13 protein-coding genes are annotated in these 15,655 nt (G+C 75.5%); 10 read left to right on the forward strand and 3 right to left on the reverse strand.

Annotated elements, in window-relative coordinates:
• On the reverse strand, positions 1 to 1,252 hold a 1,252-nt coding region (gene clpX / locus BUE45_RS20975), incomplete at its 3' end, for an ATP-dependent Clp protease ATP-binding subunit ClpX (RefSeq protein WP_073381094.1).
• Positions 1,253 to 1,490: 238 nt separating this feature from the next.
• Here clpX and BUE45_RS20980 point away from each other — a divergent pair.
• Genes BUE45_RS20980 through BUE45_RS20990 form a run of 3 tightly spaced genes read left to right on the forward strand, consistent with a single transcriptional unit; the run spans position 1,491 to position 4,632 of the window.
• Positions 1,491 to 2,600, forward strand: a complete 1,110-nt coding sequence (locus BUE45_RS20980; RefSeq protein WP_073381095.1) for an ATP-binding protein — start codon at positions 1,491 to 1,493, stop codon at positions 2,598 to 2,600.
• Positions 2,597 to 3,856, forward strand: coding sequence for a vWA domain-containing protein (locus tag BUE45_RS20985; RefSeq protein ID WP_073381096.1), 1,260 nt, complete (start codon positions 2,597 to 2,599; stop codon positions 3,854 to 3,856). Before BUE45_RS20980 ends, BUE45_RS20985 begins: the two co-directional genes overlap by 4 nt.
• 47 nt (positions 3,857 to 3,903) lie before the next feature.
• Positions 3,904 to 4,632, forward strand: coding sequence for a hypothetical protein (locus BUE45_RS20990; RefSeq protein WP_073381097.1), 729 nt, complete (start codon positions 3,904 to 3,906; stop codon positions 4,630 to 4,632).
• A gap of 176 nt (positions 4,633 to 4,808) precedes the next feature.
• Here the strand turns inward: BUE45_RS20990 and BUE45_RS20995 are convergent, their stop codons facing one another.
• The gene (locus BUE45_RS20995; protein WP_073381098.1) at positions 4,809 to 5,879 is read right to left on the reverse strand and encodes a TetR/AcrR family transcriptional regulator; all 1,071 of its coding nucleotides are present in this window, start codon (positions 5,877 to 5,879) and stop codon (positions 4,809 to 4,811) included.
• A gap of 370 nt (positions 5,880 to 6,249) precedes the next feature.
• Between BUE45_RS20995 and BUE45_RS21000 the strand changes: the two genes are divergently transcribed.
• The 5 genes from BUE45_RS21000 to BUE45_RS21020 all read left to right on the forward strand — a co-directional run bounded on the left by BUE45_RS21000 (position 6,250) and on the right by BUE45_RS21020 (position 12,882).
• Positions 6,250 to 7,236 carry an aldo/keto reductase gene (locus BUE45_RS21000; RefSeq protein ID WP_073381099.1) on the forward strand — a complete coding sequence of 329 codons (987 nt, stop codon included), beginning with the start codon at positions 6,250 to 6,252 and terminating at the stop codon, positions 7,234 to 7,236.
• Between the two features lie 82 nt (positions 7,237 to 7,318).
• Positions 7,319 to 7,630, forward strand: coding sequence for an ArsR/SmtB family transcription factor (locus tag BUE45_RS21005; protein WP_073381100.1), 312 nt, complete (start codon positions 7,319 to 7,321; stop codon positions 7,628 to 7,630).
• Entirely contained in the window at positions 7,627 to 8,148 is a 522-nt protein-coding gene (locus tag BUE45_RS21010; RefSeq protein WP_073381101.1) for an SRPBCC domain-containing protein, read from the forward strand. The genes BUE45_RS21005 and BUE45_RS21010 overlap by 4 nt, the downstream gene beginning before the upstream one ends.
• A gap of 106 nt (positions 8,149 to 8,254) precedes the next feature.
• Complete coding sequence (locus BUE45_RS21015) at positions 8,255 to 8,962, forward strand: response regulator transcription factor (RefSeq protein ID WP_073381102.1); 708 nt, start codon at positions 8,255 to 8,257, stop codon at positions 8,960 to 8,962.
• Complete coding sequence (locus BUE45_RS21020; RefSeq protein WP_073381103.1) at positions 8,959 to 12,882, forward strand: MMPL family transporter; 3,924 nt, start codon at positions 8,959 to 8,961, stop codon at positions 12,880 to 12,882. The genes BUE45_RS21015 and BUE45_RS21020 overlap by 4 nt, the downstream gene beginning before the upstream one ends.
• A gap of 60 nt (positions 12,883 to 12,942) precedes the next feature.
• Here BUE45_RS21020 and BUE45_RS21025 read toward each other — a convergent pair whose 3' ends face one another.
• A complete protein-coding gene (locus tag BUE45_RS21025) occupies positions 12,943 to 13,428 on the reverse strand; it encodes a MarR family winged helix-turn-helix transcriptional regulator (RefSeq protein ID WP_073381104.1) in 486 nt (161 codons plus the stop codon).
• A gap of 271 nt (positions 13,429 to 13,699) precedes the next feature.
• Between BUE45_RS21025 and BUE45_RS21030 the strand changes: the two genes are divergently transcribed.
• A complete protein-coding gene (locus BUE45_RS21030) occupies positions 13,700 to 14,731 on the forward strand; it encodes an LLM class flavin-dependent oxidoreductase (protein ID WP_073381105.1) in 1,032 nt (343 codons plus the stop codon).
• Between the two features lie 11 nt (positions 14,732 to 14,742).
• Positions 14,743 to 15,450 carry an NADPH-dependent F420 reductase gene (locus BUE45_RS21035; RefSeq protein ID WP_073381106.1) on the forward strand — a complete coding sequence of 236 codons (708 nt, stop codon included), beginning with the start codon at positions 14,743 to 14,745 and terminating at the stop codon, positions 15,448 to 15,450.
• The last annotated feature ends 205 nt before the right edge of the window (positions 15,451 to 15,655 follow it).

Genomic DNA, 15,655 nt, shown 5'->3' on the forward strand with positions numbered 1-15,655 from the left:
GCTCGACCTGGGTCCGCGGCACGATCGTGGGATTGACGTTGTCGATCACCGTCTCCCGCGAAATGATCACCCGACCCACATCCTCACGCGAGGGAACCTCGTACATCACCGACAACAACACCTCCTCGATGATCGCCCGCAAACCACGCGCACCCGTCCCCCGAATGATCCCCTGCTCAGCGATCGCCTCCAGAGCATCCGGCGTGAACTCCAACCCCACACCGTCCAACTCGAACAACCGCTGATACTGCTTCACCAACGCATTGCGCGGCTCCGTCAGAATCCGGATCAACGCCTCACGATCCAGATCATGCACACTCGTGATCACCGGCAACCGACCGATGAACTCCGGAATCATCCCGAACTTCAACAGGTCCTCCGGCATCACCTCACCGAAACCGCCCCCCGCCAACTCCTCCTTCGACCGCAACACCGCGTTGAACCCCATCCCCTGCCGCCCCGTACGCGACTCGATGATCTTGTCCAACCCCGCGAAAGCCCCACCACAGATGAACAACACATTCGTCGTATCGATCTGAATGAACTCCTGGTGCGGATGCTTGCGCCCACCCTGGGGAGGCACACTCGCCGTCGTCCCCTCCAAGATCTTCAACAACGCCTGCTGCACCCCCTCACCCGACACATCACGCGTGATCGAGGGATTCTCACTCTTACGAGCGACCTTGTCCACCTCGTCGATGTAGATGATCCCCGTCTCGGCCTTCTTCACGTCGTAATCGGCCGCCTGGATCAACTTCAACAGGATGTTCTCCACATCCTCACCGACATACCCCGCCTCCGTCAGCGCCGTCGCGTCCGCGATCGCGAAAGGCACGTTCAGAATCCGCGCCAGCGTCTGCGCCAACAACGTCTTGCCCGACCCCGTCGGACCCAACAGCAGGATGTTCGACTTCGCGATCTCCACATCCTCACCACCCGGGCGCTCCCCCTCCGAGCGCACCCGCTTGTAGTGGTTGTAGACCGCCACCGACAACGCCTTCTTCGCCTGGTCCTGACCGATCACATACGAATCCAGGAACTCGAAGATCTCCCGCGGCTTGGGCAACGCATCCCAGGAGTCCTCGGCGGGGAGGACCGCGTCCTCCTCCTCCATGATCTCGTTGCAGAGCCCGACGCACTCATCGCAGATGCAGATGTGGCCGGGTCCGGCGATCAGCCTGCGGACCTCACTCTGGTCCTTGCCGCAGAACGAGCACTTGAGCAGGGGCCCGCCGGCACCGGTGCGTGTCACTGAACGTCTCCTCACGGGCTGGGGCGCCGGCCCCGTCGCAGGGGACGCCTCCGTCCTCCACGCTACCCCGGTTCGGAGACCGCGCAATCCAGCCGCCGGGCCCGTGAGCGGGGGCGCCGCCGCCGACGGAAAGTCAACCCTTGTTGACTTCCACGGCGAGTCAACCTAAGTTGACTCATGTCGGCGCGGCCCCAGCGGCCGTCCCGGCGCACCCGTGGACCCGACCCCGGAGGAGACCGTGAAGGACACCGCCCGTATCCGCACCGCGCTCGCCCTGGCCGTGCGCGCGAACCTGCCGGTCCTGCTGTGGGGCGCCCCCGGCACCGGCAAGACGTCCTCCGTCCTGGCACTGGGGCGCGAGCTGGACCTGCCGGTGGAGGTGGTCGTGGGCTCCGTGCGCGAACCCGGCGACTTCTCCGGCCTGCCCGTCGTGCACGAGGGCGGCACCCGGTTCGCTCCGCCCCGCTGGGCCGAGCGGCTGGCCGCGGCCGGGGAGGGGCTGCTGTTCCTGGACGAGCTGACCACGGCGCCGCCCGCCGTGCAGGCCGCGATGCTGCGGGTGCTGCTGGAGCGCACGGTCGGCGACCTCGTCCTGCCCGCGGGGGTGCGGATCGTGGCCGCCGCCAACCCGCCGGGGCTGGCCGCCGACGGCTGGGAGCTGTCGGCCCCGCTGGCCAACCGGCTGGTGCACCTGGACCGGGAGGTGTCGGCCGCCGACGTCGCCGCGGGGTTCGCGCACGGCTTCCCCGACTCGGGGGCCGCGGACGCGGTCGCCCCCTCCGCGGAAGGGGTCGCGGCGGCCCGCGCGGCCGTGGGGGCGTTCCTGCGGGTGCGGCCCGAGCTGGTGCTCGCCGTGCCCGAGGACCCCGGACGGGCGGGCCGCGGCTGGCCCAGCCCGCGCAGCTGGGAGGCGGCGGCCGTGGCGCTGGCCGCCGGGCGGGCCAACCCCGGCGCACCGGAGTCGGAGGCGGCGGTGGCCGCCCTGGTGGTGGGCGCGGTGGGCGAGGCAGCCGGGTTCGAGGCGCTGTCCTGGCTGCGGACGCTGGACCTGCCCGCGCCCGAGGACCTGCTCGCCGACCCCGGGCTGGCGCTGCCGGACCGCGCCGACCGGCTGCACGCGCTGCTGGGCGCGCTGGTCGCCCACGTGGCGGCCGACGGCGGAGCGCCCGCGTGGGAGCGGGCCTGGGAGGTGGTCGCCCGCGTGTCCCGGACCGTGCCGGACGTGGCGGCCACGGCCGCCCGGGACCTCGCCTCCCGCCGTCCGGCGGGGGCCGCCCCGCCGGCGGCGCTGCTGGAGCTGGCCCCCGTCCTGCGGGCGGCGGGCCTGATGCCCGGGGAGGCGGCGTGAGCTCCGAGGACGCACGGGTGGCGGCGCGGTTCGCGGCGGCCCGCCTGTGGGCGGCCTCCCGGGCGCCCTACCTGGCGCACGCGCTGTTCTCCCTCACCCCGGTGGTGCTGGAGCCGCGCCGGGACGGGGAAACCGGGGAGCCCGTCCCCGACCCGGAGTGGCGGGCCTTCCCGACCGATCCCGGCTGGCGGGTGCACATCGACCCCGGGACCGCGCTGGCCGTGCCGGTGGAGGAGTTCGGGTGGTGGCTGCTGCACGGTGTCGGCCACCTGGTGCGCCGCCACGGCGACCGGGCCCCCGCGGCGGCGGGCCCCGGCGACCCGGTGGCCCGGCGGTGGAACCGGGCCGCCGACGCCGAGGTCAACGACGACCTGGAGGCGGCCGGCCTGGACGTGCCCGCGGGCGTGGTCTCGCCCAGGGCCCTGGGCCTGCCCCCGGGGCGGCTGGCCGAGGAGTACCTGTCGGAGATCGAGGTCCTGGACGGGGCGCAGGCCCGGGGCGGCCGGTCGGCGGGCGACCTGGTGGACTGCGGCAGCGCCGCCGACGGACTGGAGCGCTCCTCCGGGGAATCCGGCGGCGACGGCCTCTCCGGGGTCGAGCGCGCGGTCCTGGAGGCGGCGCTGGCCCGCGACGTCCTGGCCCGGGCCGCGGCGCGCTCGGACGTGCCCGGCGGCTGGCAGCGCTGGGCGCGGGAGCGGACGCGGCCCGCGGTGGACTGGCGGGCCCGGCTGGGGGCGGTGCTGCGGCGCGGAGCGCACCCGGGCGCCGGGCGGGTGGACTTCACCTACCGCAGGCCGGCGCGCCGCCGGGGACCGCAGGGCCCGCACGGCCGGGTGCTGCTGCCCGCGATGGCGGCGCCCTCCCCCGAAGTGGCCGTGGTGGTGGACACCTCCGGGAGCGTCGACGACGGGGTCCTGCGCGTGCTGGTGTCGGAGGCCGCCGGTGTGCTGGAGCGCGTCGGCGGTCCGGGGCGGCGGCTGCGGGTCATCTGCTGCGACCGGCGCGCCCACCCCGTGCAGACGGTGCGGCGCGCGGAGGAGATCCGCCTGGTCGGCGGGGGCGGCACCGACCTGCGCGAGGGGATCGCGGCGGCGGCGGGACTGCGCCCGGACCTGGTGCTGGTGCTCACCGACGGGGACACGCCGTGGCCGGACCGGCCGCCCCGGATGCCGGTGGTCGTCGGCCTCGTGGCGGGGCCGACGGTGCCGGACCCGCCCGCGTGGGCCCGCGTCGTACCGCTGCCCGCCCGCCCGTGACCCGGACGGCGCGACCGCCGTTCCGAGAGAGGAGAGGGGACGACCCCATGGACACGCTGTTCGACCCCGACGGCCCCGAGCGGCCCGAGGACCTGCACGAATGGACCGCCCGCGGTTTCGAGGTGGGCGAGGCCAGGCGCTGGATCGGCGCCGGGTTCGCGCTGGACGACGCCGAGCGCTGGCGGGGGTCGGGCGTGTACCGGCCCGGCCCGGCGCTGGACTGGCGGACCGCCGGGCTGACCCCGTACACGGTGCGGCCGCTGCTGCGGGCGGGGATGGCCCCGCGCGACGCGGTGCGCTGGCACGAGCTGGGGTACACGCGCGCGGAGGCCGCCGAGCGGCACCTGGCGGGGGAGCGGCCCGAGCCGCGGGGCGTGCTGCGCCGCCTGCGGCGCCGCCGCCCGCCCGCCCCGGAGGGCGCGGGCGCGGAGGCGATGGGCGTGCTGCTGGCCGCCGGGGTCGCCGCCGCCGCGGCACGCCCCTTCGCCGACACCGGCTGGGCCGGGGCGGAGGCGGTGCCGTGGGCCCGGGCCGGGATCGACCCCGCACGGGCGCTGATCCTGCGCGAGCTGGGGTTCGCCGCGGCCGAGGCGCGCTCCCTGGGCGCCGACGCCGTGGAGGTGCTGCGCACGTGGTGGGACGCGGGGGTGCCGCGCGGGGAGGTGGCCGCCTGGGCGGTCGCGGGGTTCTCCCCCGCCGAGGCCGTCCGCCTGCGTGCCCGGGGGGTGGACCCGGAGCGGGCCCGTGTGCTGCGCGCCCTCGGCGGCGCCGGCTGAGCCGCACTCCCCCGGGGCCGCCGCGGCTCCGGGGCCGCGGCCCCGGGGCCGGGCACACGGCCCGTGCCGACGAACGCGCAGGCCCGCCGGCCGGAAACGGGCCCCTGGGCGGGGGCGCCGCCCGCGCCCCGCGCAGGGGCGCCGGCGGACACGGGGCCCACCCGCACGCCCGGCCCTCAGGGACGGGCGGCGGCGCGGGCGGCGGCGACCGCGTGGGCGGCACCGCGGCCGGCGGCCCGCGCGAGGACCCGGCCGCCAGCAACGCGCACCGCGGCCTCGGTGTCCTCGGCGACCGCCGCCCCGGCCGCGGCGGCCACCGCGCCGTCGGCGTCCACGACCAGGCGCGCCCGGGGCAGGGCCCGCACGGGGAACGCCGCGGCCAGGTGGCGGTGCAGGTCCGCCAGGACGGCGCGCAGCAGCGGGCCGTGCTCGGCGGGATCGTCGGTGACCAGGACCGCGGTGACGGCGTCCGTGTCCGCCGCGGCGCGCGCCGCGTCCTCGACCGCCTCCAGGCGGCCGGGCCCCAACAGGGCCACCACTCCGTCGGCGCCGAGGTCCACCCGTTCCCCGGTGGCGGGGTCGGTCCCCTCCGGGGGCGCCCACGGGCCGTCGGCGCGCGCGGCCGGGCCGACGTGGTCCAGGTGCGGCGGGGCGGCGTCCTCCAGGTCCAGCCCGGCCAGGTGCTCACAGGTGCGGATGACCGTGAACGGGTCCACCGTGCCCGGGGCCGCCGCGGCCGTGTGCTCGGCCCCCCGGAGCACGGTGAGGACGGCCTGCGCCTGCCGGACCCGGCGCCGCCCGTCGCCCGCCAGCGCCTCCAGGGCCAGGGCCAGCAGAACGGCCTCCACCCGGGCCAGCTGGGCGAAGAGCCGACGCACCGGGGCGTCGGACAGCACCTCGGTGGTGAGCCCGGCCGCGGTGCCCAGCGGGTCGTCGGCCCCGGTGAGCGGCACGCGGGAGAGCCGGGCCCGGGCGAAGGCGCCCAGGACGGCCGCCGGCCCCGGCTCCCGCACACCCGGGCCGCCGGGCGGTGCGGCGCGCTCCGCGGCGTCGGCCAGCACCGAGAAGTAGAGGGCGCGCTTGCCCGGGAAGTTGGAGTAGACCGCCCCCCGGGTGAGGTCGGCGCGCGCGGCGATGCGGTCGATCTTGGCGTCGTGGAACCCGCGTTCGGCGAACTCCTCCGCCGCCGCGGCCAGCACCCGCGCGCGGTTGCGGGCCTGCTGCTGCACCCTCGTGAGCCGGGCCATGCCCCTCCCCCGTGTCCGTGACCTCCCCCCATCCTACGTTGAGATGCCGTCAGCACTCGGATACTGAAATCATTTGAATACCGCGGCCATCGGAGGACCCCGCGTTCCGGGACCGGGCACGGTCGGACACCCCGGGGGCCGCAGCCCTGGACGGCGTCGGCCCGTCCGACGAGCCGGGAACGGCACCGGCCGCACCGGGCCCGACCGCGTCGGCGGCTCCACCGCCGCGCGCGCCACGGCCGCTCCCACCGAAGGGCCGGGTACCCCGCCGCGGGCCCCGGCCCGCCCCGGACTTGACCTGGAGCGCGCTCCAGGCCGCACACTCCTGTCCGGGGCCCGCGGCGGGCGGGCCGCGAACGGGAGGAACCCCATGCGCAGGCGCACGATCGGAACCACCCCCGGGACCCGGCGCGAGGTCGGCGCGCTCGCCCTGGGCACGATGCCCATGGGCACGCGTACCGACGAGAAGACGTCCTTCGCGATCCTGGACCGCTACGCCGAGGCCGGCGGCACCTTCCTGGACACCTCGAACAACTACGCGTTCTGGGAGGCGGGCGACCAGGGCGGGCAGAGCGAGGCGCTCCTGGGGCGCTGGCTGCGCGGTCGCGGCGGGGCGGACGGGCTCGTCATCGCCACCAAGCTCGGCGCGCGCCCGCTCGCCCCGGGGACCGGCTACACCGACAACGCCGAGGGGCTGTCGGCCCGGACCATCCGGGAGTCCGCCGAGGCGAGCCGGGAGCGCCTGGGCGTGGAGCGGATCGACCTGCTGTACGCGCACATCGAGGACCGCGCCACCCCGCTGGAGGAGACCGTCGCGGGCTTCGCGGACCTGGTGCGGGAGGGGTCGGTGGGTCTGCTGGGGGTGAGCAACCACACCGTCTGGCGGGTGGAGCGCGCCCGCGCGCTGGCCGCGGCGGCGGGGCTGCCGGGCTACGAGGTGCTCCAGTACCAGCACGGCTACCTGCGTCCGCGCACGGACATCGGCGACGCGCTGTGCGAGGACGGCGCCATCGGCGGCGCGGGACCGGACCTGCTGACCTACGTGCGGGCGGAGCCGGAGCTGGCCCTGGTCGCCTACACCCCGCTGCTCGGCGGCGCCTACACCCGCGCCGACAAGCCGCTCCCCCGCGACTACGACCACCCCGGCACCCCGGCCCGGCTCGCGGCCCTCGCGGAGGTCGCCGCCGAGACCGGCGCCACGCCCAACCAGGTCGTCCTGGCCTGGCAGCTCGGCCACGACCTCCCGATCATCCCGCTGGTCGGCGCCTCCTCCGTGGAGCAGCTGGACGAGAGCCTGGCCGCCCTCGACCTCCACCTCACCCCGGACCAGCGCGCCCGCCTGGACGCCGCCTCCTGAACCGCCCCGTCCCGGTGTCCGCGAGGCCACGACCCGCTCGTATTCCTTGACGGAAATATTTCCCTGGAGTAATAATGGCTGCATGACCGGTGTGCTCGAAGTCGTCGCCGAACCCCACCGCCGCCGCATCCTCGACCTCCTGCTGGAGGGCGAGAAGTCGGCCGGCGAGATCGTCGCGGCCCTGCCCCTGTCCCAGCCCGGCGTCTCCAAGCACCTCAAGGTGCTCAAGGACGCCGGGCTGGTGACCGTGCGGCAGCAGGCCCGCCTGCGCCTGTACCGGCTGAGGCCGGGGCCGCTGCGCGAGATCGACGTGTGGCTCGCACCGTTCCGCGACGCGTGGAACGAACGGCTCGACGCACTCGAATCGCACCTCGACACCATGGAGGAGACATGAGCACCGACGAGCGGGCCGCCACCGTCCACCGCACCGGCGAGGGCTGGGAGGTCCGCTTCCACCGGAGGCTGGCCCACCGCAGGGACAAGGTCTGGCGGGCCCTGACCGAGTCGGAGCACCTCGCCCACTGGCTGCCCTGCGACATCGTGGGAGAGCGGCGCGCGGGCGCCCCGGTCGAGCTGCCGTTCTGGCCCTCGCACACGGAGAAGTACGGGATCGAGGAGCCCGCCCTGCACGGGGAGATCCGGGTGTGGGAGCCGCCGTCGGTGTTCGAGTGGACCTGGGACGGGGACGTCCTGCGCTGGGAGCTGGCCGAGGACGGCGAGGGGACGCTGCTCACCTTCACCACCCGGACGGTTCCCGAACCCGGCGCGGCGGCGGGCACCGCGGCCGGCTTCCACGTCGGCCTGGACCACCTGGAGCAGTGGCTGGACACCGGTGTGCCGGGGTCCCTGACCGACGCCGACGAGGCGACCTGGCAGGAGTTCTACACCGGGGCCGTCGCCGCCGCGGGCTGACCGCCCCGGGACCCGGGCGGCCCCGTGGCGCCCCGCCGCGCCCGGAACCGCCCGGTCCGGGCGCGTTCTCATCGAACTCCCATACTCCCCTGCTTCGATGGGGGCGATGAGCACAGACACCGTCCTGGTGGTGGACGACGTCCCCGACATCGTGGACCTGGTCGCCACCGTCCTGGCCTTCCACGGGTTCGCCGTCCTCACCGCCACCTCGCTGGCCGGGGCCCGGGAGGTCCTGGCCGCGCACGAGCCCGACCTCCTGGTCATCGACGTGATGCTGCCCGACGGCGACGGCCGCGCGCTGTGCCGCGAGGTGCGCGCCGCCCGCCCGCGGACCGGCATCGTCTTCCTGACCGCGCGCGACGCGCCCGCCGACCGGGTCGCCGGCCTCACCTACGGGGCCGACGACTACATCACCAAGCCGTTCGAGATGGACGAGCTGGTCGCCCGCGTGCGCGCGGTCCTGCGCCGCCTGCACCCGGACGGGGCGCCCGCCGCCCCGCCGGACCCGGTGCTGCGCGTCGCGGACGTCGCCCTGGACCCGGACCGCTACGAGGTGCGGCGGGGCGGCGTCGCGGTGCACCTGTCGCGCACGGAGTACGAGCTGCTCCACTACCTCATGCTCAACGAGGGCCGGGTGCTGTCCCGGGAACAGATCCTCGACCGCGTGTGGGGCACCGGGCAGCGCAGCGGCTCCAACGTCGTGGACACCTACATCGGCTACCTGCGGCGCAAGCTCAACGCCCTGGGCCCCGACCTCATCCGCACCCACCGGGGCTTCGGGTACACGATCCGGGACACGGAGGGCTCTCCGTGACCCTGCGCGCCCGGCTGACGGCCCTGCTGCTGGCGAGCACCGCCCTGGCCCTGGCCGCCGTGGTGTCGGTGGGCGCCCTCACGGTGCGGGACCGGCTCACCGACCAGGTGGACGGACAGCTGGAGATCATCGCCGAGTTCGTCCGCGCCCGCCAGGACGAGATCCTGCGGCACGGGGCCACGGAGATCGCCGGGGACGTCTCGGCCCCCCGCGACTTCCTGGTGGAGGCCGAGTCCCCGGGGTTCTCCTACCGCGACCCGGCCTTCTCCTCTCCCCTGCTGGACACCGCGATGGCCCAGGCCCGTCCCGGGTCCCCCACCACCGTGGAGCACGAGGGGGAGCACTACCGGATCGTGTACCTGGACCTGCCCCGCCACGACGCGCACCTGGTGATGGCCGTCCCCCTGGCCCCGGTCCGCGAGGCGGTGGGGCAGCTGGTGCTGACCGGGGTGCTCACCTCGGCGCTCCTGCTGGCCCTGCTGGCCTCCGCGGTCTCCTCGGTGCTGCGCTGGGGGATGCGCCCCCTGGACGACGTGGTGGTCACCGCGGAGGCGATCGCCGACGGCGACCTGGAGCGGCGGGTTCCCGAGCCGCCGGAGCGGGACCGGACCGAGACGGGCCGGCTGACGGTGTCCTTCAACCGCATGCTGGCCCGGCTCCAGGCCGCCCTGCGCTCGCGGGCGGACGCGGAGCAGCGGATGCGCAGGTTCGCCGCCGACGCCTCCCACGAGCTGCGCACACCGCTGACCGTGGTGCGCGGCTACCTCCAGCTCATCGCCGACGGCGTGGTCGACCCCCGGGAGCGGACCGACGTGGTCCCGCGGGCCCAGGCCGAGGCCGAGCGCATGTCGCGGCTGGTGGAGAACCTGCTGTACCTGTCGCGGCTGGACGGGCGCCCGGCGGTGCCGGGCGCGGCCGGCCCCTCCGTGGTGCCGCTGGCGGACCTGGTGCGCGAGTGCGCCGCCGCGGCGTCGGCCGCCGCGCCCGACCGGCGCATCGCCGTCGAGGTGCGGGACGAGTGCCTGGTCACCGGCGACCGCGAGGAGCTTCGCCGGGCCGTCTCCAACCTGCTGGCCAACGTCCTCACCCACACTCCCCCGCAGAGCCCCGCGACGGTCCGGCTGGCGCGGGTGGACGGGCGGCCGGTGCTGACGGTGGAGGATGAGGGCCCGGGCATCGGCGGCGAGTCCGCGGCCTTCGCCTTCGAGCGCTTCTACCGCGACCCGGCCGCGCGCGAGCGCGAGGGCAGCGGCCTGGGGCTGTCCATCGTGCGGGCGGTCATGGCCGCGCACGGGGGCTCCGCGGAACTGCGGTCGTCGGTGTCGGGCGGCACGACCGTGACCCTGGCCTTCCCGCCCCGGGACGGCGGGGGTGACGCGTCCCTCCCCGCCCCGGCCGGATTCCCATCGGATTCCCATCCTCCTCGCAGCGCCTCCCCACCGGCGGCCGGTGACCTGGGCCCACGGACCCCGGCCGCACCACCGCGGGAAGCACGGAAGAGGAAGAGCATGGCGACGCTGCTGTACCGGATCGGATCGTTCTCCTACCGGAGGCGGTGGTGGGTGCTGGGCGCCTGGCTGGCGCTCGTCGCCGTCGCGGCGACGGCCGCCCTGGCGTTCCGCGCCCCGCTGAACGACACCTTCGAGATCCCCGGGACCGAGGCGCAGGAGGCCTCCGACCTGCTGGCCGACCGCTTCCCCGAGCGCAGCGGCGGGTCCGTGACCGTCCTGGTGCGCGCGCCCGAGGGGGAGTCTGTCCTGGACGAGGGGTACCGGAACGCCGTCGGCGCCACCGCCGACGAGCTGGCCGGGATCGACGGGGTCGAGGAGGTCACCGACCCCTTCGCCCTGGTCGACGACGCGCGCCGAAGCCACGAAGAGGGCCTGGCCGAGGCGGAGGAGGAGGCCCGGGCCCAGGCCCGGGAGACCGCCGGGGAACAGGTCCCCGAGGGCACGCCCGGCCGGGAGCAGGTCCTGGACCGGGCCGGGGAGGAGGCGGCGGCGCGGGTCGCCGAACAGGCTCCGGCCTTCGACGAGGCCGGGGTCGCCCGGGAGGTCCCGCTGTTCTCCGAGAGCGGCCGCGCCCTCCTGCTCCAGGTCCAGCTGACCGAGGCGGACGCCGAGGTGGCCCCGGAGACCGTGGACGCGGTACTGGACGCCGGCGGCGCGGCCCGGGACGCCGGACTCGACGTCGAATTCAGCGGCCAGGCGCTGACCCTGCCCTCGGTCGGACTGAGCGCCGGGGAGATCGTCGGCGTCCTGGCGGCGGTCGTGGTCCTGGTGCTCAACTTCGGGGCGCTGGTGCTGGCAGGGCTGCCCGTGCTCGTCGCCCTGGTGGGCGTGGCGCTGGGCATGGCGGCGGTGCTGGCCTCCTCGGCCTTGTGGGACCTCACCTCGACCGCCCCCCTGCTCGCCGTGATGCTGGGCATCGCCGTGGGCATCGACTACTCGCTGTTCGTCCTGTCCCGGCACCGGCAGCAGCTGGCCGGGGGCATGGACCCGCACGAGTCCGCGGCACGGGCCATCGGCACCGCCGGGAGCGCGGTGGTGTTCGCGGGTGTCACGGTGGTCATCGCCCTCCTGGGCCTGAACGTGGTGGGCATCCCGTTCCTGGGCGTCATGGGCGTGGCCGCGTCCGTGACGGTGCTCACGGCGGTGCTGGGGGCGATCACCCTGCTCCCCGCGCTGCTCGGCGTCCTGGGCACCCGGGTGTCCGCGCTGCGGGTGCCGCGGCTGGGTGCGCGCTCGGAGCGGGCCCTGACCGCGGAGCACACGCTGAGCAGCAGGTGGAGCCGGTTCCTGGTGAAGCACCCGGTCCTGCCCGCGGTCGCCGTGGTCCTGCTGCTGGGGGCGGCCTCGGTCCCCGCCCTGGACATGAGGCTGGGCCTGCCCGACGCCTCGACTGCGGCCCAGGACACCGCCGAGCGCCGGGCCTACGAGGCCACCGCCGAGGAGTTCGGTCCCGGAAGCGCCTTCCCGCTGGTGGTGGTGGCCGACCTGACCGATTCCGGCGACCGGCCCGGGGCCGCCGAGGAGATCGCCGAGCGCGTCGAGGGCATGGCGGGGGTGGAGGAGGTCTCCCCCGCGGTGCTGAACGGGCGGGAGGACACGGCCGTCATCTCGGTGGTGCCCGGGGGCGGGCCCTCGGAGGAGTCCACCCAGGACCTGCTGCACGAGATCCGCGCGGAGCGCGGTTCCCTGGAGCGGGCCACGGGCGCGGAGGTGACCGTCACCGGGTCCACGGCCGCGGCCATCGACATCTCCGAGCGGCTCACCGGGGCGCTGGTGCCGTTCCTGGGCATCGTGGTCGGCCTCGCGCTGGTCCTGATGGCGCTGGTGTTCCGGTCGGTGCTGGTCCCCCTCAAGGCGGCCCTGGGGTTCGTGCTCAGCGCGGGCGCCGCGCTGGGCGTCACGGTGCTGGTCTTCCAGCAGGGGCACGGCGCCGCCCTGCTGGGGGTGGAGAGCGCGCCGACCCTGCTGGCCTTCCTGCCGATCCTGCTGCTGGGCACGCTGTTCGGCCTGGCCATCGACTACGAGGTGTTCCTGGTGTCGCGGATGCGGGAGGAGTTCGTGCACGGGGCCGCCGCCGAGGAGGCGGTGGTCACGGGCTTCCGGCAGGGAGCGCGGGTGGTGACGGTGGCCGCGGTGATCATGGTCGCGGTGTTCGCCTCGTTCGTGTTCGGCCACGACGAGACGATCAGGCCCATCGCGTTCGCGCTGGCGGTGGGCGTGCTGGCGGACGCCTTCCTGGTGCGGATGACCCTGGTCCCGGCGCTGATGGCGCTGTTCGGCCGGGCCGCCTGGTGGCTTCCGAAGTGGCTGGACCGCCTGCTGCCGTCGGTGGACGTGGAGGGCGAGGCGCTGGGACGGGCCGGGGCCGCCCGGGAGGCGGGGCGGGGCGCGACGCGCACCGCGCCCTGAGCGGACGGTCCGGGCGGGAGGGCGTGCGGCGCCCTCCCGCCCGGATCCGCGCGGCGCTGGTCAGGGCGTACGGGCGTCCAGGTGGGCGGCGAGGGCGCGGGCGATCTCCCCGGCGGCGGCGATCTGCTCCGGGGTGAGGGCGTCGACGAACAGTTCGCGGACGGCGGTCAGGTGCGGCACGGTCGCGCCGTGGAAGGCCGTCGCGCCCTCCTTCTCCAGCACGATCTCCGCTCCCCGGCTGTCGGCGGCGCAGTCCTCGCGGCGGATCAGCCCGCGCCGCTCCATGCGCTTGAGGTGGTGGGAGAGGCGGCTGCGCTCCCAGCCCACGGCGTCGGCCAGCTCCGAGGAGCGCAGCCGCTCCCCCTCCGCCTCGGAGAGCGCGAGCAGCACCCGGTAGTCGGACGGGGAGAGCCCGGTCTCGTTGTGCAGGCGCGCGGCCAGCTCGGCGCGCAGCGCCTCCGAGGTCTCGGTGAACACGCGCCAGTCGCGCAGTTCCCCGCGGGTGGGCAGGCGCCTGCCCCGCCGCACCGGTGTGTCGTCGCCCATGGCGTCCTCCTCATTGACATGTCAATCATATGATCGCATAATTGACGCGTCAATCAGTTGGCGGAAAAGAGGACGGACATGGGAACCCGAGAGCGGGACGGGACCGGGCGGCACCGCCGCGCGCCCCGTGCCACCGCGCCCCGGGACCCGCGCCGCGGCCTCGGACACGACACCGCGCACCCACCCCGCGAGGCCCGCACCCGCACGGCCCGACCGCACGACGGCCGGACCGCACCGCGCGCCGGCGCACTCCCCACCAAGGAGGACACCCATGTCTGACCTGCTGTTCGGACTCGACACCTTCGGCGACGTCCCCGAGGGCGAGGGCGGCGAACTCCTCTCCTACGGCGCGGCCATCCGCCAGGTCGTCGACGAGGCCGTCCTGGCCGACGAGATCGGCATCGACGCCATCGCCCTGGGCGAGCACCACCGCCCGGAGTACGCGATCTCCAGCCCGGAGACCGTGCTGGCCGGGATCGCCGGGCGCACCTCGCGCATCAAGCTGGGCTCGGGCGTGACCGTGCTCAGCTCCGACGACCCGGTCCGCGTCTTCCAGCGGTTCGCCACCCTGGACGCGCTGTCCGGGGGGCGGGCCGAGGTCATCCTGGGCCGCGGCTCCTTCACCGAGTCCTTCCCGCTGTTCGGCTACGACCTGGCCGACTACGAGAAGCTCTTCGAGGAGAAGATCGACCTCTTCGTCAAGCTGCTCGACGAGAAGCCGGTGACGTGGACCGGCACGGTGCGCGCGTCCCTGGACAACGCCGACGTGTTCCCCAAGACCGACTCCGGGCGGCTGAACACGTGGGTCGGGGTCGGCGGGTCGCCGCAGTCGGTGATCCGCACCGCGCGCTACGGGCTGCCGCTGATGCTGGCCATCATCGGCGGGTCCCCGACGCGGTTCAAGCCCTACACCGAGCTGTACGAGCGGGCCTCCGCCCAGTTCGGCACCGTCGCGCACCCGGTGGGCATGCACTCCCCCGGGTTCGTCGCCGACACCGACGAGCGGGCCAAGGAGGTCTTCTACCGCCGGTACAAGGTCATCCGCGACAGGATCGGCGCCCAGCGCGGCTGGCCGCCGCTGCGCCCGGAGGAGTTCGAGTCCGAGATCGCGCACGGCTCGATGTACGTCGGCTCGCCCGAGACCGTGGCCCGCAAGATGGCCGCGGCGATCCGGGCGCTGGGGGTGGAGCGGTTCGACCTCATCTACTCCTCCGGGTCGATCCCGGCCGCGGACCGCATGCGCGCCGTCGAACTGTACGGGACGCGGGTCGTCCCGATGGTCCGCGACATCCTCGCGGGTTGAGGGGGGAATCCATGGACCGCACGGAGCGGACGGGCGCCCCGACCCTGGGCATCCTGGGCGCGGGCAAGGTGGGCACGGTGCTGGCCCGGCTGGCGGTGGCGGCCGGGTACCGGGTGCTGGTCGCCGGGTCCGGCGACCCCGCCCGGATCGAGCTGACGGTGTCGGTGCTCGCGCCGGGGGCCGAGGCCGTGACCGGCGAGGAGGCCGCGGCCGGGGCCGACGTGGTGGTGCTGGCGCTGCCGCTGGGCAAGCACCGGACGGTCCCGGCCGGGGCGCTGGCCGGGAAGACCGTCATCGACGCCATGAACTACTGGTGGGAGGTGGACGGCATCCGCGAGGACCTGGTGGACCCGCGCACCTCCTCCAGCGAGATCGTCCGGGACTTCCTGCCCGGGGCCCGGGTAGTGAAGGCGTTCAACCACATGGGCTACCACGACCTGGAGGACGGCGCCCGGCCCGCGGGGGCGCCCGGGCGCCGGGCGATCGCGGTCGCCGGGGACGACCCGGCCGCCCTGGAGCTGGTGTCGGGCATCGTGGACGCGCTGGGGTTCGACCCGGTGGCGGCGGGCCCGCTGGCCGCGGGCGTGCGCCTGGAGCCGGCCACCCCGGTGTTCGGCGCCAACGTAGGCGCTGACGAGCTGCGCGCGATGATCGCGCGCTTCCCGGAGTCCGAGCGGGGGCGCGCGGTGGCCGCGGCGCGCGGGAGCGTCCCGGCCTGAGCCCCGGGCCGGGGCGTGCGCGCCCCGGACGCACCGCACGCGCCCCGGGTGGGATCGGTCACGTGACACGGGAGGACCCCGGGGCCTTTTGTGGAGTTCCCACAAGGTTCGGCTCCAGCTGTGGGCGATTCGGAATATCGCGTGCCCGTGGGGGATCGACCAGAGTAGAGGCACAAGCTGGGAAAGGCGGCCTCCACACCCGGAG

It is taken from the genome of Nocardiopsis flavescens (assembly GCF_900141985.1).
GTDB classification, from domain to species: Bacteria; Actinomycetota; Actinomycetes; order Streptosporangiales; family Streptosporangiaceae; genus Nocardiopsis; species Nocardiopsis flavescens.